Raw genomic sequence first — 18782 nt, 5'->3', positions numbered from 1 at the left:
CCCGCCCGCCGCCCTCACCGCGCGCGCCCCAGGACCGCCGAGATGTACGGCTCGCGGGCGAGCAGTTCCTCGGCCGTCCGGCCGGTCAGGGCGGACAGCGGCCCGGCGAGGACGGTGTAGGAGAGGCCCAGCGCCACCAGGGCCGTGGTCGCGCCCAGCATCGGCGCGGGCATGGTGGCGCTGGTGACGATCTCCCGCCCGGTGATCCCCTCGGTGCCGGGCGCCCTGGTGAGCGGGGTCTCCTCACTCTCCAGCACGGTTCCCGGCCGGTCGGCCGTACCCGGGGCCGGAGCCCGCCAGAACGCCTTGCTCCAGGCCGTGGACATGGCGTACAGGGTGAGCAGGCTCGTCACCAGGCCGCCCGCCACCAGGATGAGCGGCAGGGCTCCCCCGGCGGCGATCCCGGCCTGGACGAGGTTGAGCTTGCCCAGGAAGCCGGACATCGGGGGGATGCCGGCCAGGTTCATCGCGGGGACGAAGAAGAGGACCGCGATGACCGGGGCCAGCCGCATCAGGCCGCCGAGGTCGTCCAGGGAGGTGGTGCCCGCGCGCCGCTCGATCAGCCCGGTCACCAGGAACAGGCTGGTCTGCACGGTGATGTGGTGGACGACGTAGAAGACCGCCCCCGACATGCCCGCGGCGGTCGAGAGCCCGACCCCGAAGACCATGTAGCCGATGTGGCTGACCAGCGTGAAGGAGAGCATCCGTTTGATGTCGGTCTGGGCGACGGCGCCGAAGATCCCGACCAGCATCGTCAGCAGCGCCGCCCACATCAGCAGGACGCTGACCGGACCGCCGGGGAACAGCAGCGCCTCCAGCCTGATGACGGAGTAGATGCCGACCTTGGTGAGCAGCCCGGCGAACAGGGCCGTGGCGGGGGCGGGCGCGGTCGGGTAGGAGTCGGGCAGCCACGCCGACATCGGGAAGATCGCGGCCTTGACCACGAAGACCAGCAGGAGCGTCAGCTCGACCAGCAGCTTGAGGTACTCGGGCAGCACCTGGAACCGTTCGGCGAGCTGGGCCATCGACACGGTGCCCGTCGCGCCGTAGGAGACCGCGATCCCGACCAGGAACAGCAGCGAGGAGGCCAGGCCGATCACCACGTAGGTGGCGCCCGCGCGGATGCGGGACTCGGTCCCGCCGAAGGTGAGCAGCACGTAGGAGCCGCTGAGCAGCATCTCGAAGGCGACGAAGAGGTTGAACAGGTCACCGGAGAGGAAGGCGTCGGAGACTCCCGCCACCATGATCAGGTAGGCCGGGTGGAAGATCGCCAGCGGGGCGGCGTACTCCTGGTCGGCGTAGGCCTGCGCCAGCGAGTAGACCATCACGCACAGCGTCACCGCCGAGGAGACCACCAGCATCAGCGAGGAGAGGCGGTCGGCGACCAGGGCGATGCCGACCGGGGCGGCCCAGCCGCCGAGGTGCGTGGCCAGCGGCCCGCCGCCGTCGGCCGCGGCCAGCAGGAGCACCGAGACCACGAGCACCGCGGTGAGCGTGACCACGCTGATGAGCGCCTGGAGCCTGCGCGGCCTGCCGCCGATGGCGAGCTTGAGCCCGGCCGCGAACAGCGGCAGCAGTACCGGCACCGCGACCAGTTCGCGTGCCACCCCCTCCACCGCCTGCGCCATCAGTCGTCCCCCTCCAGCTCCGGGTCCTGTGCCCTGGCCTGCCGTTCCCTGTCCTGCCTGATCGCCTCCCGCATCTCGGCGCGCGCCTGGCGGCGCCGTTCGCGCAGTCTCCTGCGGATCCTGCGCTCCCGCGCGGCCTGCTCCCGCTCCCTGCGGGCGAACTCGGCGCGCAGCCTGGCGGCCCGCTCGCCGCCGCCCTCCTTCGAGGCCTCCTCCGCGTCGCGGCGTTCGCGTTCGCGCCTGGCCTCGTCGAGGCGGGCCAGCTCGGCCCGCTGCTGCCTGACCAGGCGCCGGTAGGCCTCTCGCCTGGCGAGCACGGACCTGGCCAGCTCCCCTCTGCGGGCGCGCAGCCGTACCCTGCGGTCCTCGGTGTCGTCCTGGACCTCGTCGCCGCCGGTGAGCTGCCAGGACCGGTGGACCATGGCCAGCAGGAACGCGGTGACGCCCAGAGTGATCACCAGGGAGGTGAGGACCATGGCCTGCGGCAGCGGGTCGGCCATCCGCTCGACGGGGGAGACGCCGAGGATCGGCGGCTCGCCCGCGGGGCCGCCCGTCAGGACGATCAGCAGGTTGACGCCGTTGCCGAGCAGGATGACACCCACGAGCAGGCGCACCAGGCTGCGTTCGAGCAGCAACGCCACCCCGGCCGCGACCATCGTGCCCGAGGCGACGAACGGCACCAGCGAGACGGTCATCGGCCCTCCTCCTCGATCTGCCGGTCGAGCTCGCCGCCCAGGCTGCGCAGGAAGTCCTGGACCATGCCGACGACCGCGGCGTAGACGCCGACGTCGAACAGCAGCACGGTCGACAGGTGGAGCGTGCCGACCAGCGGGACCTTCACGTCGGCCGCGAGCATGGTCAGCGGGGTCCCGGAGAACAGCAGCCCGACGAGGGCGGTGACCGTCGAGAGCAGCAGGCCGAAGCCGATCAGCACCCCGGCGTGCGCGGGCACGGCCAGGGCCAGTTCGTAACGTCCGCCCGCGAGGTAGCGGACCACCAGCGCCAGCCCGGCCACGATGCCTCCCGCGAACCCGCCCCCGACCGCGCTGTGCCCGGTGAACAGCAGGAAGACCGAGATGAGCAGCACGGTGTGGAAGATCAGCCGGGCCACGATCTCCAGGACCGCGGCCCGTTCCCCCTTCGGCAGCGTGGCCGCCAGCCAGTGCGGCCCCCGCTCGGGGCCGGGTTCCCCCGACGGGCGTTCCAGCGTGTAGGTGCGGCGGCGCAGGAAGACCAGACTGGTGACGCCGAGGGTGAGGACGACGAGCACGGAGCTCTCCCCCATGGTGTCCCAGGCCCGGATGTCCACCAGGAGCGCGCTGACGGCGTTCGAGGCCCCGGCTCTGCGGGCGGCCTCGGGGATCAGCGCCCCGACGGGGGGCGCCTGGCGGGCGGAGACGGCCAGCATCCCGGCGACGGTCACGACAACACCGCTGACCGCGCCGAGGCCGAGCCGTACGCCGAGGGGCACCCTGGGCCTGCCCTCCCTGGGTCCGAGCGGGAGCCTGCGCAGCACGAGCACGAAGACCACCAGGCTCAGCGTCTCGGTGAGGAACTGGGTGAGCGCCAGGTCGGGTGAGCCGTGGACGAGGAACAGCAGGGCCGTGCCGTAACCGGTCAGACCCGCGACCAGGGCGAGCACGATGTGCGTGCGGATCCGCGGGGCGAGGACGGCGGTGGCCACCAGCAGCGCCCCGACCAGGGGTTGTTCCGGGCGGGTCCAGGAGGCGACGTCGAGGTGGACGTCCGGCGCGGGGCCGTACAGCGCGGCGAAGACCCCGATGCCCGCGACGGAGACGAACGCGATGATGAGGTAGTCGGTCAGCGAGCCCCGCTGGGTGACCCCGGTCAGCTGCAGGGAGAAGCGCTCCAGGCCCCGCATCAGCGCCCAGTAGACCCGTCCCGAGTCCACGAGCCGCAGTACCCGTCCCACCCGTTCGACGAGCCCGCCCGCCGCGAACAGCAGCGCCCCGCCGCACAGGGCCGCGGCCGACAGCAGCAGCGGTGTGAGCGCCCCGGTCCACAGCGCGAGGTGGACGTGCCCGGTGCCGGGGAAGGTGCCGGTGTAGCCCTCCATCGCCCGGTCGTACCGGGAGGCGAGGGGGGCGAGCACCACGCCCAGTGCGGCCAGCAGCGCGGGCGGGGTGAAGGTCGCCGCGGCGGCGGGGCTCGCCGGGGTCGGCGCGCGGCCGCGTCCGCCGCCGAAGGTCCCCCACAGGAACCTGGCGCTGTAGGCGACGGTGAGCATGGAGCCGGCGACGACGACCGCGAGCGCCACGGTGTCGGCGGCCCGCCCGGTCAGCAGCGACTCGAAGGCCGCCTCCTTGCCGACGAACCCCAGCGTCGGCGGTATCCCGGCCATCGAGACCGTCGCGGCCGCGGCCACCGCGCACAGCCACGGCGCCGAACGCCACAGGCCGTTCAGCTCGCGCAGGTCACGGGTGCCGGTCGCGTGGTCGACGACGCCGACGACCAGGAACAGCGACGCCTTGAACAGGGCGTGCCCGAGCAGCATGGCCACGCCCGCGAGCGCGGTGTCCCGGGTCCCGGCGCCGAACAGCGCCGTCATGAAGCCGAGCTGGCTGACCGTGCCGTAGGCGAGCAGCCGTTTGATGTCGTACTCGCGCAGCGCCCGCCATCCGGCCAGCAGCATGGTGAGCAGACCGAGGGGTACGGCGACCGCCCGCCAGACGGGCAGCGTGCCGAAGGCGGGGCCGAACCTGGCCAGCAGGTAGACCCCGGCCTTGACCATCGCGGCGGCGTGCAGGTAGGCGGAGACCGGGGTCGGGGCCGCCATCGCGGCGGGCAGCCACATGCTGAACGGGAAGATCGCCGACTTCGACAGGGCCCCGGCCAGGAGCAGGACGACCGCCGCCGGGACCAGCGCGCCGGAGGGCGGGTCCGCGACGATCCGCGAGATCCGGTAGGTGCCCGCGCTCTCGCCGAGGATGACCATCCCGGCCAGCATGGCCAGTCCTCCGGCGGCGGTGACGGTCAGCGCCTGGGTGGCCGCCCTGCGGGCCTGCCTGCTGCGCGGGTCCTGGCCGATCAGCAGGTAGGAGAAGACCGTGGTCAGCTCCCAGAACACGTACAGCAGCAGCAGGTTGTCGGCGACGACCAGGCCGAGCATCGCCCCGGCGAAGGCGACGAGGACCCCGCCGAACCGGCCGAGCCCCTCCTCGCCCGCGTCGAAGTAACGCGAGCAGTAGACCAGCACCAGCGCGCCGACCCCGGTGACCAGCGCCATCATGAGCACGCCGAGCGCGTCGGCGCGGAAGTCCAGGTCGAGTCCGAGGGCGGGCGCCCAGGTGTGGCTCGACCCGGCGGGGACGCCCGTCAGGGCGATCCACAGCGTGTAGGCGAACCCGCAGGCGGGTGCGACGGCGAGCACGGGGAAGGCGCCGCGCCCGAGACAACGGGCCAGCGCCGGGGCGCACATCGCCGCGACGGCGTGCAGGATCAGCAGCGACTCCATGTTCCCCCGGGCACCGTCGTGGTCGGCACAGCGTCGGCACCGTGTCGGCACAGCCCAAAGTCCCAGAAGCCGGATGTTTCCTGGCCCGGCGCACCGGCGTCTTGACCCGAAAAGCGCCCCGCCTTCACCGCTCCCTGATCAATCCCCGGTCCGCCCCCGGGGTCAGCGTCCTCTGCCGGTCCGGCCGAGCAGCCAGCCGATCACGGCGCTGCCGAGCGCGACCCCCGCCCCCATGCCGAACGCCGCCAGGACCGGCCAGGCGGGACCGTTCTCGCGGTGCCGTACGGCGGGCCGCTCGAAGACCCGGGCGGGCTCCCCGGTCGCGGCCTCAAGGACCTCCTCGGGCACGGCCCCAAGGGCGGGCACGGGGGTGCCGGACAGGTGGGTCTCGACGGCGGAGAAGAAGTCACCGGCCGTCCTCTTCGCCACCGAGCCGAGCACCCGCTGGCCGACGCCGCCGATCATGCCGCCCACCACGGCCTCTGCGTCGTAGTCGACCCGGGTGCCGTCCTCGACCTCGCTGAGCCGTACCTCGACGGTCGCCTCCACCGTGCCCGGCGCGCCCTGGCCCCTGGCCCTGAGCACGAACCGGTGCGGGGCCTGCGGGTCGAGCAGGGCCACCTCCCCCCGGTAGACCCCCTTGACGGAGGCCACCCCGGCGGTGACCGTCATCCGGTAGACCCCGGGCCCCGTCTCCTCAAGGCGCTCGCAGCCGGGGATCGTCCGTACGAGCACGGCCGGGTTCTGCAGCGCGGACCACACGCGTTCTCTGTCGATGCCGAGTACGGCACTGCCTGTGACCTTCACTCCAGCACGATAGGCCGTCAGGCCCTCCCCGTCCGCAACGGCTCACCCGCCTCGTGCAGGTGCCGCAGGGCCTGGCCGTACGACTCGATCAGGCCGCACTCCAGGTAGGGGATGCCCAGTTCCGCGCAGTACCTCCTGACGATCGGCTGGGCGTGGCGCAGGTTGGGGGCCGGCATGCCGGGGAACAGGTGGTGCTCGATCTGGTAGTTCAGCCCGCCGAGCAGGACGTCGATCACCCGACCGCCGCGCACGTTGCGCGAGGTCAGCACCTGCTTCCTGAGGAAGTCGAGCCCGTCCTCGTCGGTCGGCATCGGCATCCCCTTGTGGTTGGGGGCGAAGGTGCAGCCCAGGTAGACGCCGAAGACCGCCTGGTGCACGAGCAGGAAGGCCACCGCCCTGCCCGGGGAGAGCACGGCGAACAGCGCGCCGAGGTAGGCCACGACGTGTACGGCCAGCAGTGCCGCCTCAAGCCCCCTGCGCCGCAGGCTGGGGCGGGTCAGCGCCCTGAAGCTTGAGACGTGCAGGTTGAACCCCTCCAGGGTGAGCAGCGGGAAGAACAGGTAGGCCTGCCATCCGCCGATCAGCCTGGCCAGGCCCCGGCTCTCGACGGCCTGCTCCCTCGACCAGACCAGGGCGTCCGGGGCGACGTCGGGATCGTGGTCGGCGTGGTTGGGGTTGGCGTGGTGGCGGGTGTGCTTGTCCATCCACCAGCCGTAACTCATGCCGATCGCCAGGTTGCCCGCGACCAGGCCGGCGGCCTCCGCGGCGCTTCTGGCGCGCAGGACCTGCCGGTGGGCCAGGTCGTGGGCGACCAGCGCGACCTGGGCGAACACCACGGCGAGGAAGACCGCGACGAGGAGCTGGTACCAGGAGTCGCCGACCGTGAGGAAGGCCGCCCAGCCCACGGCGTAGAGACCGCCGACGATCCCCAGGCGCAGGACGTAGTGACCCGGCCGTGGGTTCATCAGCCCCGCCTCCGTGACGCGGCGCGACAGGCGCGCGAAGTCGCTGCCCCTGGTGCTCCCGAGCGTGGTCGTTTCGGTCACACTTCCCCCTATATCTGTGGAGTGCCTGGGTGGCACCCGCCACAGGATCGCGGCAGTGGCCGGGGGCGCGGACCCCCGCCGCCACCCCGGATCAAGGTAGTGCTGACCCCACCCCTGGTGCACCGGTTATGAGGGGTTTCGCAGGGAGATCAGGGGTTTACCAGCCAGTTGAGGCTTCTGTTACTGGCAGGATGGTGCCCCATGACTTCGGGGACGTCGTGGGCGATCAGGACGGCGGCCGTGTTCACGGCCCTGGCGGCGAGCGCGGCATGCGCGGCGGGGACCGGCGGCGACACGAGGCCGGGAACGGCCGGGCGGGCCGCCGGGGAGCCCTCCGCGAGAACGACCCCCACCACGGCCCCGGCCCGCCCGCAGGGGCCGCCCGGCGCGCTGCCCAGGCCCGGGGAGGTCGGCAGGATCCCCCGGCCCGCCGACGGGCTGCCGCCGGTGATCAGTTCGATCCCGACCACCAGGAAGGTGGTCTTCCTCACCATCGACGACGGCTGGGAGCAGGACCCCGGCTTCCTCGCACGGGTCCGCGACCGGCGGATCCCGATCACGGCCTTCGTCACCCGCGACGCCGTCGAGGCCAGGGGTGCGACCGACCCGACCGCCCAGGGCGGCAGGTTCCTCGGCGCGGGCAAGTGGGGCTACATGCGCGACCTGCGCGACGCGGGGGTGCCGATCGAGAACCACACCCTGACCCACCCGAACCTGCCCACGCTGGGCTACGCGGGACAGCGGGCCGAGATCTGCGGCGCCTCCACGGTGATCCGCAAGCAGACGGGCGGAAAACCGGCGCTCCTGCGCCCTCCGTTCGGCAACCAGAACTCCCTGACCCGCAAGGCCGCCAAGTCCTGCGGCGTCGACGCCCTGCTGCTGTGGACCGCGACCGTGCAGCCCGGCGGGAAGATCGCCTACCAGGTGCCGGACAAGAGGCTGCGCCCGGGAGACGTGCTGCTGATGCACTTCAGGCCCAACCTGTCGCGGGACTTCCGCATCCTGGTCGACAAGATCGAACGCAGGGGCTTCGAGCTCGGCAACCTGGACGCCTACCTGAAGGCCGCGCTGCGTTAGGGCCTGTTCCGGGGACCGTCACGCCCACCCGGCCGGCGACCCGCGGAACAGGTCCCGGTCACCCGTGTGGGGAGGGTCGTCCCGGTCTCGATGAGGAGGCGGGTCCGCCGCCCGGCGTACGCCGGAGTCATTCCGGCGGCTGACGACCCGTGGGGGTCACGTGACCGACGATGGTCGTGTGCTCGCGGGACCTGGTGACCCGCGAGCCCTCCCCGGCGGGTGGGGCGCGCACCTCGCCCGCCGGGACGACCGGGGCCCGGAGCCCCGGTGGCACGGGGAAAGCAGGCGCCGCGAGCCGGAGGGGACGATCTTGGTCCGGAGGAGATGTGCGGTCTCCCACCGGCCATGTGACAGAGATCGCATGTGCTCGCGGCGCCAACCCCTCTCAATGCTCTACGCCTTGTAGTACTACTAGTAGTAGAACTACGAGTTGTAGAGCTCCAGCCCGCGAGGGGAAGATGGACGCACTAGACCTGGCACGGTGGCAGTTCGGGGTCACCACCGTTTATCACTTTCTTTTCGTACCTCTGACGATCGGCCTCGGTGTCTTCGTGGCCGGGTTGCAGACCGCCTGGCACCGTACCGGCAAGGAGCACTACCTGAGGTTGACGAAGTTCTTCGGGAAGTTGTTCCTGATCAACTTCGCGATGGGCGTGGTCACCGGCATCGTGCAGGAGTTCCAGTTCGGGATGAACTGGAGCGAGTACTCGGTCTTCGTCGGCGACGTCTTCGGCGCGCCGCTCGCCCTTGAGGCACTGCTCGCCTTCTTCCTCGAGTCGACCTTCCTCGGCCTGTGGATCTTCGGCTGGGACCGGCTCCCCAAGCGGGTCCACCTGGCGACCATCTGGGCCGCGGTGATCGGCTCCAACCTGTCGGCCTACTTCATCCTCGCCGCGAACGCCTGGATGAAGCACCCGGTCGGCTACGAGGTCGTGGACGGCAAGGCCCGCATGACGGACCTGTGGGCGGTGCTGACCAACCCGACCGCGACCGCCCAGGTGCCCCACGTGGTGGCGGCGTCGTTCGTGGTGGCGGGCGGTTTCGTGCTGGCCGTGTGCGGATACCGCGTCCTGCGGGAACGGCGCGACCCCGACCGCACCAGGCCCGTGCGGCGTGGCGCGGACATGTGGCGGACCCCCGTACGGGCGGCCCTGGTCATGACGGCGATCGCGGGAGCCGTCGTCGCGGTCAGCGGCGACACCTCCGCCAAGCTGATGTACGAGCAGCAGCCGATGAAGCTCGCCGCCGCCGAGGGACTCAGGCACGACACCGCCGGAGCGCCCTTCTCCCCGGTGCCGGGCGTCGAGGTGCCCATGCTGCTCAGCTTCCTGGCGACCAACGACCCGCAGGCCGTGGTGCAGGGCACCGAGGACCTGCAGAAGCGCTTCACCGAGCAGTTCGGCCCGGCCGACTACCGCCCCAACCTGCCGGTGGTCTTCTGGTCCTTCCGCGTGATGATCGTCTTCGGGATGACCACGGTCGGCCTGGCCGTACTCGGCCTGTGGCTGACCCGGGGGCGCCGCCGCGGACGCCGCGGGGAGGGGCCGCCGCGTGAGGTGCCCTCGTGGCTGGCCCGCGCGTTCCTGCTGGCCCTGCCGCTGCCGACCCTCGCGATCATCGCGGGCTGGCTGCTCAGCGAGATCGGCCGCCAGCCGTGGACCGTCCAGGGCGAACTGCTCACCGCCGCCAGCGTCTCCCCCGGCGTCGGACTCGGCCAGGTCGCCGTCTCCCTCGCCCTGTTCACCGCCCTGTACGGCGCGCTCGCGCTGGCCGAGGCCGTACTGATCGTCCGGCACGTCAAGGCGGGTCCAGAACCCGTTCCCGCGCGCCGTCCGGACGTGCCCTCCGGCGTGGGCGGGAACGCGACCGCCGACCTCCAGCCGACCCTGATGTACTGAGGCGTCAAGATCATGGAACTCACCACCTTCTGGTTCGCGATCATCGCGTTCCTGTGGACCGGCTACTTCGTCCTTGAGGGGTTCGACTTCGGAGTCGGGCTGCTCGCCCCGGTGCTCTCCAGGAACGAGGCGGAGCGCAAGCAGGTGCTCGGCACGATCGGCCCCGTCTGGGACGGCAACGAGGTCTGGCTGATCACCGCGGTCGGCGCGATGTTCGCCGCCTTCCCCGCCTGGTACGCCGGGATGCTCAGCACCTTCTACCTGCCGCTCACGCTGATCCTGGCGGGGCTCATCGTGCGCGGCGTCGGCCTTGAGTGGCGGGGCAAGGTCCAGCACGCCTCCGACCGCGCCTGGTGCGACCTGGGCGTCATGGTCGGCAGCGGGCTGACCGCCTTCCTGTGGGGCGCCGTCTTCGCCGACCTGCTGCACGGCAGCGCCCTGGCGGCGCTGGTCGGCGGGGTGTTCTCGCTGTCGGTCTGCGCGCTGCACGGCGCGGTCTTCGTCGCCCTCAAGACGACCGGAGCCGTACGGGCCAGGGCCCGCCGTACCGCGATGGCGGTCTCCGCGGTCGCGGTGCCCGCCGCGGTCGTCGCCCTGTCCGGCATCCCCGCGGCCCGTACGGCCGTGGCCGACTGGACCGCCGCGCCGTGGCTGTGGGTCTGCGCGCTGACCGCGATGGCGGCCCTGGCCGCCGGGGTCGCGCTGGTCTGGCGGGGCAGGGAGGGCTGGGCGTTCACCGCGACCGCCTCCTCGCTCGCGCTGGGCGGCGTCGCCCTGTTCGGCGCCCTGTGGCCCGCCCCGCTGCCCGGCCTCACCGTCGCCGGGGCGGCCTCCGGGCCGTACACGCTGGGCGTGCTGACCTGGATCGGCCTGGCCGCGCTGCCCTTCGTGCTCGGCTACCAGGCCTGGTCCTACTGGGTGTTCCGCAGGCGGCTGGTCGCCGAGCCGGTCTGAGCGGCCCCTCGGCCGGAGAGACCGGAGAAACCGGGGGCGGTGGAGCGGCGCAGGTCGAACAGCTCCGACGGGGAGATCGGCATCCTGTCGATCCTGATGCCCTCCGCGTCCTCGACGGCGGAGGCGATCACCGCGGAGACCGGGATGACCCCCGCCTCCCCCGCCCCCTTGACGCCGAGCGGGTTCAACGGCGACGGCGTCCGCAGGTGGGCGGTCTCCACATGGGGGACCTCGGTCGCGTACGGCATCAGGAAGTCCATGAACGAGGCGTTCAGCAACTGGCCGTGCTCGTCGTAGACCATCCGCTCGTACAGCGCGCCGCCGACGCCCTGGGCGACCCCGCCGTGGATCTGTCCCTCGACGATCATCGGGTTGATCAGGTTGCCGCAGTCGTGGACCACGGCGTAGCGCAGGATGCGGATCTCCGCGGTCAGCGGGTCGGTCTCCACGATCGCCGCGTGCATGCCGGAGGCGAAGGTCGAGCGGATCGGCGAGTAGTAGCCACGGCCCTCAAGCCCCGGTTCGTCCCCCTCGGCGACCGGCGGCCTGTCCGGGGACGGGGTACCCGCGAACTGGGTCGCCCGGCCCGCCTCCGCGTCGAAGGCGTAGCGCAGCGGGTTGGACAGCACCGCGACCGTGGCCAGTGGCAGACCCGTGCCCGGCGAGCCGACGACCCGCACCACGCCGTCGACGATCTCCAGGTCGCCCGGGTCGGCCTCCAGGGCGTCCGAGGCGATCCGCAGCGCCTTCTCCCTGACCTTCCCGCAGGCCAGGGCGATGGCGTTGCCGCTCATCACCGCCGCCCGCGAGGCGAACGTGCCGACCGCGTAACCGAACCTGCGGGTGTCGCCGGTGACCACGCTGACCCGTTCGATCGGCACACCGAGCTCGGAGGCGGCGATCTGGGCGAACACCGTCTCATGGCCCTGGCCCTGCGAGGTGAGGCCGGTCGAGACGTGCACCCGGCCGTCGGAGGTGATCTGGACGTGACCCCCCTCGTACGGCCCGACCCCGGTGCCCTCCACGTAGCAGCCGATGCCGATGCCGAGCCTGCGTCCCTGTCCCGCGGCCCGTTCCCTCAGCGCGGGGAAGTCGTCCCAGCCGACGAGTTCCTTGAGCATGCGCAGCGACGCCGGGTAGTCGCCGCTGTCGTAGATCAGCGGACGGCCGTCCTGGAAGGTCAGGCCCTGGTCGTAGGGGAACTCCTCCGGCTGGATGAAGTTGGCCTCGCGCACCGCCGTACGGTCGAGGCCCAGGTGCCGGGCGATGCGGTCCATCGTCCGTTCCATGCAGAAGACCGCCTGTGGGCGCCCCGCCCCCCGGTACGGCGTGACCTGCACGGTGTTGGTGTAGAGGGAGGAGAACTCCACCCGGTAGGCGCCCAGCTTGTAGGGGCCGGGAAGCTGGGTCGAGGTGATGATCGGCACGATGATCCCGTACGGCGTGTAGGCGCCGTGGTCGTGCAGGATCGTCACGTCGAGCCCGAGCACCCGTCCCCGGTCGTCGAAGCCGACCCGGACACGGTGCGTCTGGGCCCGCTCGTGCGCCGAGGAGACGAAGTGCTCACGCCTGTCCTCGGTCCATCTGACCTCGTGGCCGAGCAGCATGGCGGCCCACGGGACGAGCACCTCCTCCGGCCAGGGGTGCACGATCTTGACGCCGAACCCGCCGCCCACGTCCGGGGCGACCACCTCGACCTGGGGCAGCGGCAGGTCGAGCTTGGCGGCGATCGCCATCCTGACGCTGGTGGAGGTCTGGGTGCTCGAATGCACCCGCAGCGACCGGTCCCCGGCGTCCCAGCGGGCGTGCACCCCGCGCCCCTCAAGGGGCGTGGAGGCGCTGCGCTCGATGTCCAGCCCGAACTCCAGCCGGTACGGCGCCGCCTCGATCGCCTCCCGCGCGCCCAGGCCGGTCGCCGAGCGCACCTCCTGGACCAGGTGGGCGCCGACGTTGCCCGGCACGTCCCGGTGGACCAGCGTCTCGGCGCGCCTCGCCCGTTCGATGCCGACGACCGGCGTGAGCGGTTCGTAGTCGACCTCGATCAGCGCGCAGACGTCCTCGGCGAGGTAGCGGTCGCGGGCGACGACCATCACGACGGGCTCGCCGACGTGCCTGACGACGTCCCGCGCCAGCGGGTGGGCGGTGCGGCCGTGGGTCAGCGCCGGGTGCGGGATCAGCAGCGGCAGCGGCTCGGCCAGCCGGGCGGGCAGGTCCTCCCAGGTGTAGATCGCCACCAGCCCCTCGACGTCGATCGCCGCCGAGACGTCTATGTCGCGGATCACGGCGTGCGCGTGCGGGGACCTGACGAACGCCGCCTCGAAGGCGCCCTCGCCGATGTCGTCCAGGTAGCGGCCCCGGCCGGTCAGCAGCCTGGGGTCCTCCCTGCGCTGTACCGGCTCCCCGAACAGCCGTGTCGTCACCGCTCCTCCGCCAGGATCTCGGCGGCCCGGTGGACCGCTCTGACGATGTTCTGGTAGCCGGTGCACCGGCACAGGTTGCCGGAGAGCCCCTCGATCACCTCCTCCTCGCCCGGTGCCGGGTTGTCACGCAGCAGGGCGGTGACCGTGCACAGGAACCCCGGCGTGCAGAACCCGCACTGCAGGCCGTGGCACTCGGCGAAGGCCCGCTGCACCGGGGAGAGCGTGCCGTCCGGCTCCGCGAGCCCCTCCACGGTCGTCACCTCGTGCCCGTCCGCGCTCGCCGCGAACATCAGGCACGAGCGCACCGGCCGCCCGTCGAACAGCACCGTGCAGCAGCCGCAGACGCCGTGCTCGCATCCGACGTGCGTGCCGGTCAGCCCGAGGTCGTGCCGCAGGCAGTCCGACAGCAGCCGCCGCCCCGGCACCGTGACCCGCCGTACGACCCCGTTGACCGTCAGGGTGATCGCGATGTCCCTCACCCGCGCGCCGCCTTCCGTCCCGCTTCCCGCGCCGCTTCCCGGGCCGCCTCTGTCAGCGCCCGTTCGGCCAGCACCCCCAGCAGGTGCCGCCGGTAGTCCGCGCTCGCGTGGATGTCGGTCTCCGGTTCCGTCCCGTCCCGTACGGCCGCCGCCGCGCCCCGCCAGTCGGCCGAGCCCCACGGGCGGTGACCGCAGGCCCCGGAGACGTCCACGACCACCGGGACCGGCCCGGCGCTCACGCACGCCGCCCTGGCCGTGACGACCCGAAGGTCCTCGTCCAGGACGACCAGCGCGGCGACCCCGGCCACCGCGTAGTCGCCGTGCCGCCTGGCCACCTCGTGGAAGGCCGTGCCCGAACGCGGCGCCAGGGCGGGGAACAGCGCCGAGACGGCCAGCTCTCCCGGCCGCAACGCCGATTCGAGGGGACCGGTGAAGAAGGCGCCCGCGGGAACCTCCCTGGTCGCGTCCGGGCTCGCCAGCCGTACCGAACCGCCGAGCAGGGCCAGCACGGCGGGCAGTTCGGCGGCGGGGTCGGCGTGCGCCAGGCTGCCGACCACGGTGCCCCGGTTGCGGATCACCGGGTGGGCGACCAGCCTGAGCGCCCTGCGCAGCAGGGGCTGTACTGCGGCGACCGGCTCGGAGTGTTCGACCTGCGCGTGCCTGGCCAGCGCGCCGACCAGGACGCCGCCGGGCCCGGCCTCCACGGTGGCCAGTTCGGTGAGCCCGTTGACGTCCACGACGTGCCGGGGATGGGTCAGGCGCATGTTCAGCATCGGGATCAGGCTCTGCCCCCCGGCGAGGACCTTGCCCTCCTGCCCTGCGGCGGCGAGGATCTCCAGCGCCTCGCCGACGGAACGGGGGGCGTGGTAGTCGAACGGGGGCGGCTTCACCCGACCGCCCTTCCCTCGCCCGTTCCCCCGCCATCCTGTCCTCCACCGTCCTGGCCGCCGGTCGCTCCCCCGCCCGCCCGGTCTCCGCGCCGCAGCACCCGCAGCAGGTGGTAACCGCCGACGACCACCACGGTGCCCAGCGCGATGCCCTCAAGCGTGAAGGCCGAGCCGAAGGTGTGCCTGACCGGGCCGATGGCGAGGATGATCCCCGCCCCGATCGGCACCATGTTGACCGGGTCGGAGAAGTCGACGCGGTTCTCCACCCAGATCTTCGCGCCGAGCAGGCCGATCATGCCGTAGAGGATCACCGTGATGCCGCCGAGCACACCGCCCGGGGTCGCCGCGATCAGCGCGCCGAACTTGGGGCACAGGCCGAACAGGATCGCGATGAGGGCCGCGATGTAGTACGCGGCCGTCGAGTAGACCCTGGTCGCGGCCATGACGCCGATGTTCTCCGCGTAGGTGGTCGTCGGGGAGCCGCCGAAGGCGCTGGCGACGGCGGTGGCCAGGCCGTCCGCCGCGACGGCCCTGCCCAGGTAGGGGTCCACGTCGGTGCGGGTCATCTCGCCGACGGCCTTGACGTGGCCGACGTTCTCCGCGACGAGCGCGATCACCGCGGGCAGCACCAGCAGCACGGCGGAGACCCTGATGTCCGGCAGGTGTGTGTCCGGCCACCCCACCCAGGCGGCGTCGGCGACCGCGGAGAGGTTCACCCTGGGGTGGGTGTCGATCCGCTGGGTCACCGCGTTGTAGGCGGTGACGTCCCCGAGGACCCGGTCGGCCGCCCAGGACAGCGCGAAGCCGAGGACCAGGCCGAGCAGGATGGCGATCCGGCCGGCGAAGCCCCGCAGGACCACGAGGAAAAGGAAGGTCGCGGTCATCGTGACCAGCGCGATCCACTGGTCCTGCGGCCAGTAGACGTCGGCGACCACGTAGGCCAGCCCGAAGCCGATCAGCATGACGACCGCGCCGGTGACGACCGGCGGGAAGACCTGGTTGATGACCCGCACGCCCAGCCGCTGTACGGCGAGGCCGACCAGGGCCAGCACCAGCCCGACGACGAGGACGGCGCCGGTGACGATCGCGTCGGCCGCGGGCGTGTCCCCGCCGTACAGGGACCTGATGGCGAGCACCCCGCCGACGAAGGAGGCGCTGGTGCCGAGGTAGCTGGGGATCCTGCCGTTCACGATGAGCAGGAACATGATCGTCGCGACGCCGGAGAACATGATGGCGATGTTGGGGTCGAGACCCATGACCAGCGGGAAGACGAACGTCGCGCCGAACATCGCCACGACGTGCTGCGCGCCGAAGCCGACCATGCGCGGCCAGGACATCCGCTCGTCCGGTTTGACGACCTCACCGGGCGCGAGGGTCCTGCCGTCCCCGTGTTTGGTCCACCTCGCAACCATCAAGCCCCACCTCTCACCGGGCCGTCGGTCGGCGGCCGCCCCGCAGGCTTCCCTCCGGCGAACTCCCATGCCGTCGTCGCGGCCCGCGCCACGGACGGGCGGGGGTCTACGGAGGGTTTCCCGTAGGCACCACGCGCGAAACCCAGCTGTGTGATCATGGGGAGGTTGGAGAGATTGGTCAGAGAACTCCCGGTACGACCATGTGATGCAGTACGGTGAGTGGCGCTTTCGCGACTTTGAGTGAACCGTCCTGATCGGCCCCAGAGAAGAGTAGGCGCGCCCCCATGCAGGCTTTCACGCTGCCCGGCTTCTACATCCCGCACCCCGCCAGGCTCAATCCGCATCTGGAACGTGCCCGCGCGCACAGCAACGCCTGGGCCCGCGAGATGGGCATGCTCGACTCGCCCAAGCCCGGTGGCGGTCTTGTCTGGGACGAGCAGGCGCTGGCGAAGATGGACTACGCGCTGATGTGCGCCTACACCCACCCCGACTGCGACGGCCCCGCCCTGGACCTGATCACCGACTGGTACGTCTGGGTGTTCTTCTTCGACGACCACTTCCTTGAGCACTTCAAGCACTCGCGTGACCTGCGCGGCGCCAAGGCGCACCTCGACCGGCTCGAACTGTTCATGACCGTGGACGGCCAGGAGCCGCCCGAGCCGGAGAACCCCGCGGAGGCCGGGCTGAAGGACCTGTGGAGGCGGACGATCCCCTCGATGTCGTCCGGGTGGCGGCGGCGGTTCATCACCAGCACGCACAACCTGATGATCGAGTCGATGTGGGAGCTGAACAACATCGACCAGGGCAGGATCGCCAACCCCATCGAGTACATCCAGATGCGGCGCAGGGTCGGCGGGGCGCCCTGGTCGGCCAACCTCGTCGAGTACGCCGTCGGCGCCGAGATCCCCGACGTCCTGGCCGGGACCAGGCCGCTGCACGTGCTGTGCGACACCTTCTCCGACGCCGTGCACCTGCGCAACGACCTGTTCTCCTACCAGCGCGAGGTCCGTGAGGAGGGGGAGAACTCCAACGCGGTCCTGGTCTTCGAGCGCTTCCTCGACTGCCCCACCCAGGAGGCCGCCGAACTGGTCAACGAACTGCTGACCTCACGGCTGCTGCAGTTCGAGGACACCGCGCTCGCCGAGATCCCGGCGCTGCTGGCCGAGCACGCCCTGCCCCCGGACGAGCAGGTCGCGGTCGGCCTGTACGTCAAGGGCCTGCAGGACTGGCAGTCGGGCGGCCACGAGTGGCACGCCAGGTCGAGCCGCTACATGAACGAGGGGGCCGTCACCTCCCCCGGCGTCTCCAGGGGACCCCTCGGCCTGGGCACCTCGGCCGCGCGGCTGCCGACCGCGGCGCTGACGCCGGGTCTGGCCCGCAGGACGCGCCAGCAGTCCCACCGGCCCTTCGAGCCGGTCGGGCACCTGCCGCTGCCCGACTTCCACATGCCCTATCCCGTCCGCATCAGCCCCCACCTGGACGCCGCCCGCCGCGACTCGGTCGGCTGGGCGCGCCGGGTCGGCCTGTTCGACGCGATCCCCGGAGTCGAGGCGGGCTGCGTCTGGGACGAGCGGCGTTTCCTGCTCTTCGACCTGGCGCACTGCGCCTCGATGATCCACGCCGACGCGAGTCTCGAACAGCTCAACCTGTCGTCCGACTGGCTGGCCTGGGGCACCTACGGCGACGACTACTACCCCGTGGTCTTCGGCTCCTCCCGTGACCTGGTCGCGGCCAAGCTCTGCGACGAACGGCTCGGCCTGTTCATGCCGATCGACCTGGGCGCGGTCCCCGAGCCGCTCAACCCGCTCGAACGGGGCCTGGCCGACCTGTGGCGCCGTACGGCCGCACCGATGAACGAGGCCGCCAGGCGTGACTTCCGCGCGGCGATCGAGGCGATGACCAGCAGCTGGCTGTGGGAGCTGGGCAACCAGACGGGCAACCGGGTCCCCGACCCCGTCGACTACGTCGAGATGCGCCGCGACACGTTCGGCTCCGGCCTGACGATGAGCCTGGCCAAGCTCGCGCACTACGACCTGGTGCCCGCCGAGCTGTACCACACCAGGGTCATGCGTGAGCTGGACACCGCCGCCCAGGACTACGCGACCTTCACCAACGACCTGTTCTCCTATCAGAAGGAGGTCGAGTTCGAGGGTGAGGTCCACAACATGGTGCTGGTCGTGGAGAACTTCCTCCAGGTGGACCGGCTGACCGCCAGGGACGTCGTGGCGGACCTGATGACGGCGCGGATGCGGCAGTTCCAGCACATCGTCGAGGAGGACCTGCCCGCGATGTTCGAGGAGTTCGACCTCGGCGACGAGGTCCGCGGCGTCCTCACCCGGCACGCCGACGGCCTCAAGGAGTGGATGTCGGGAATCCTGGAGTGGCACCGCAGGTGCGCGCGGTACACCGAGGCCGAACTGCGCCGCCACCACCACGGCTCCGTGTCCGCGGTGGTGCCCGCGACGGTGATCTCCCGGTTCCTGCCCTCGGGGCCGGGCACCTCGGCGCTCCGCCTCCGCCCCGCCGCCGCCTCGCACGACGTGCCCTCCTCGGCGGCTCCGGCCGCACCGGCAGCGGCACCGGTGGCACCGGCTCCGGCGGGGGTCGCCGCGTTCAGGAGGCCCTCCGGGCTCGGCACGTCCGCGGCCAGGCTCTCCCCGGTCCCCGTACCGTCCCCCTCGGGGAGCGGCCCGGCGTGA

At 72.0% G+C, this 18782-nt stretch carries 13 protein-coding genes; 4 read left to right on the top strand and 9 right to left on the bottom strand.

The genetic code is table 11. The annotated features are described in order from the left end of the window. Window positions 1–14: 14 nt before the first annotated feature. The 5 genes from ACFYY8_RS15780 to ACFYY8_RS15760 form a co-directional block, all read right to left on the bottom strand. On the bottom strand, window positions 15–1628 hold the full coding sequence (locus ACFYY8_RS15780; RefSeq protein WP_390041214.1) for a Na+/H+ antiporter subunit D: 1614 nt from the start codon (window positions 1626–1628) through the stop codon (window positions 15–17). Continuing rightward, window positions 1628–2323, bottom strand: coding sequence for a Na(+)/H(+) antiporter subunit C (locus ACFYY8_RS15775; protein WP_390041212.1), 696 nt, complete (start codon window positions 2321–2323; stop codon window positions 1628–1630). Before ACFYY8_RS15775 ends, ACFYY8_RS15780 begins: the two co-directional genes overlap by 1 nt. After that, window positions 2320–5103 (bottom strand): Na+/H+ antiporter subunit A, encoded by a 2784-nt coding sequence (locus ACFYY8_RS15770; protein ID WP_390041210.1) that lies wholly within the window; start codon window positions 5101–5103, stop codon window positions 2320–2322. The genes ACFYY8_RS15775 and ACFYY8_RS15770 overlap by 4 nt, the downstream gene beginning before the upstream one ends. Window positions 5104–5265: 162 nt before the next feature. Next, window positions 5266–5910 carry a carbon monoxide dehydrogenase subunit G gene (locus ACFYY8_RS15765; RefSeq protein ID WP_390041208.1) on the bottom strand — a complete coding sequence of 215 codons (645 nt, stop codon included), beginning with the start codon at window positions 5908–5910 and terminating at the stop codon, window positions 5266–5268. A gap of 17 nt (window positions 5911–5927) precedes the next feature. Continuing rightward, a complete protein-coding gene (locus ACFYY8_RS15760; protein WP_390041650.1) occupies window positions 5928–6875 on the bottom strand; it encodes a fatty acid desaturase family protein in 948 nt (315 codons plus the stop codon). 282 nt (window positions 6876–7157) lie between these two features. On the opposite strand from ACFYY8_RS15760, the gene ACFYY8_RS15755 reads away from it, so the two are divergent. The 3 genes from ACFYY8_RS15755 to cydB all read left to right on the top strand — a co-directional run bounded on the left by ACFYY8_RS15755 (window position 7158) and on the right by cydB (window position 10885). After that, a complete protein-coding gene (locus tag ACFYY8_RS15755) occupies window positions 7158–8033 on the top strand; it encodes a polysaccharide deacetylase family protein (RefSeq protein WP_390041206.1) in 876 nt (291 codons plus the stop codon). Between the two features lie 458 nt (window positions 8034–8491). Then, window positions 8492–9931 (top strand): cytochrome ubiquinol oxidase subunit I, encoded by a 1440-nt coding sequence (locus tag ACFYY8_RS15750; RefSeq protein WP_390041204.1) that lies wholly within the window; start codon window positions 8492–8494, stop codon window positions 9929–9931. A 12-nt stretch (window positions 9932–9943) separates the two neighbouring features. Next, window positions 9944–10885 carry a cytochrome d ubiquinol oxidase subunit II gene (gene cydB, locus ACFYY8_RS15745; RefSeq protein WP_390041202.1) on the top strand — a complete coding sequence of 314 codons (942 nt, stop codon included), beginning with the start codon at window positions 9944–9946 and terminating at the stop codon, window positions 10883–10885. Here cydB and cutA read toward each other — a convergent pair. Genes cutA through ACFYY8_RS15725 form a run of 4 tightly spaced genes read right to left on the bottom strand, consistent with a single transcriptional unit; the run spans window position 10843 to window position 16083 of the window. Then, window positions 10843–13305 (bottom strand): aerobic carbon-monoxide dehydrogenase large subunit, encoded by a 2463-nt coding sequence (cutA, locus tag ACFYY8_RS15740; RefSeq protein ID WP_390041200.1) that lies wholly within the window; start codon window positions 13303–13305, stop codon window positions 10843–10845. The two genes, cydB and cutA, sit on opposite strands and share 43 nt — an antisense overlap. Beyond that, on the bottom strand, window positions 13302–13775 hold the full coding sequence (locus ACFYY8_RS15735) for a (2Fe-2S)-binding protein (protein ID WP_390041648.1): 474 nt from the start codon (window positions 13773–13775) through the stop codon (window positions 13302–13304). The genes cutA and ACFYY8_RS15735 overlap by 4 nt, the downstream gene beginning before the upstream one ends. A gap of 5 nt (window positions 13776–13780) precedes the next feature. Next, window positions 13781–14674 carry an FAD binding domain-containing protein gene (locus ACFYY8_RS15730; RefSeq protein ID WP_390041198.1) on the bottom strand — a complete coding sequence of 298 codons (894 nt, stop codon included), beginning with the start codon at window positions 14672–14674 and terminating at the stop codon, window positions 13781–13783. Continuing rightward, window positions 14671–16083 carry a uracil-xanthine permease family protein gene (locus ACFYY8_RS15725; protein ID WP_390041196.1) on the bottom strand — a complete coding sequence of 471 codons (1413 nt, stop codon included), beginning with the start codon at window positions 16081–16083 and terminating at the stop codon, window positions 14671–14673. Before ACFYY8_RS15725 ends, ACFYY8_RS15730 begins: the two co-directional genes overlap by 4 nt. A 284-nt stretch (window positions 16084–16367) precedes the next feature. Here ACFYY8_RS15725 and ACFYY8_RS15720 point away from each other — a divergent pair, with 284 nt between their 5' ends. After that, entirely contained in the window at window positions 16368–18782 is a 2415-nt protein-coding gene (locus ACFYY8_RS15720; RefSeq protein ID WP_390041194.1) for a germacradienol/geosmin synthase, read from the top strand.

The sequence above is a fragment of the Streptosporangium sp. NPDC001559 genome (genome assembly GCF_042893955.1).
Lineage (GTDB): Bacteria > Actinomycetota > Actinomycetes > Streptosporangiales > Streptosporangiaceae > Streptosporangium.
This window is presented reverse-complemented; position numbering and strand designations above follow the sequence as displayed.

What these genes read in the sequence shown, in the direction of transcription:
- ACFYY8_RS15780 (WP_390041214.1), bottom strand. Translation starts at nt 1,628, where the DNA reads ATGGCGCAGGCGGTGGAGGGGGTGGCACGCGAACTGGTCGCGGTGCCG.
- ACFYY8_RS15775 (WP_390041212.1), bottom strand. Translation starts at nt 2,323, where the DNA reads ATGACCGTCTCGCTGGTGCCGTTCGTCGCCTCGGGCACGATGGTCGCG.
- ACFYY8_RS15770 (WP_390041210.1), bottom strand. Translation starts at nt 5,103, where the DNA reads ATGGAGTCGCTGCTGATCCTGCACGCCGTCGCGGCGATGTGCGCCCCG.
- ACFYY8_RS15760 (WP_390041650.1), bottom strand. Translation starts at nt 6,875, where the DNA reads ATGAACCCACGGCCGGGTCACTACGTCCTGCGCCTGGGGATCGTCGGC.
- ACFYY8_RS15755 (WP_390041206.1), top strand. Translation starts at nt 7,158, where the DNA reads ATGACTTCGGGGACGTCGTGGGCGATCAGGACGGCGGCCGTGTTCACG.
- ACFYY8_RS15750 (WP_390041204.1), top strand. Translation starts at nt 8,492, where the DNA reads ATGGACGCACTAGACCTGGCACGGTGGCAGTTCGGGGTCACCACCGTT.
- cydB (WP_390041202.1), top strand. Translation starts at nt 9,944, where the DNA reads ATGGAACTCACCACCTTCTGGTTCGCGATCATCGCGTTCCTGTGGACC.
- ACFYY8_RS15725 (WP_390041196.1), bottom strand. Translation starts at nt 16,083, where the DNA reads ATGGTTGCGAGGTGGACCAAACACGGGGACGGCAGGACCCTCGCGCCC.
- ACFYY8_RS15720 (WP_390041194.1), top strand. Translation starts at nt 16,368, where the DNA reads ATGCAGGCTTTCACGCTGCCCGGCTTCTACATCCCGCACCCCGCCAGG.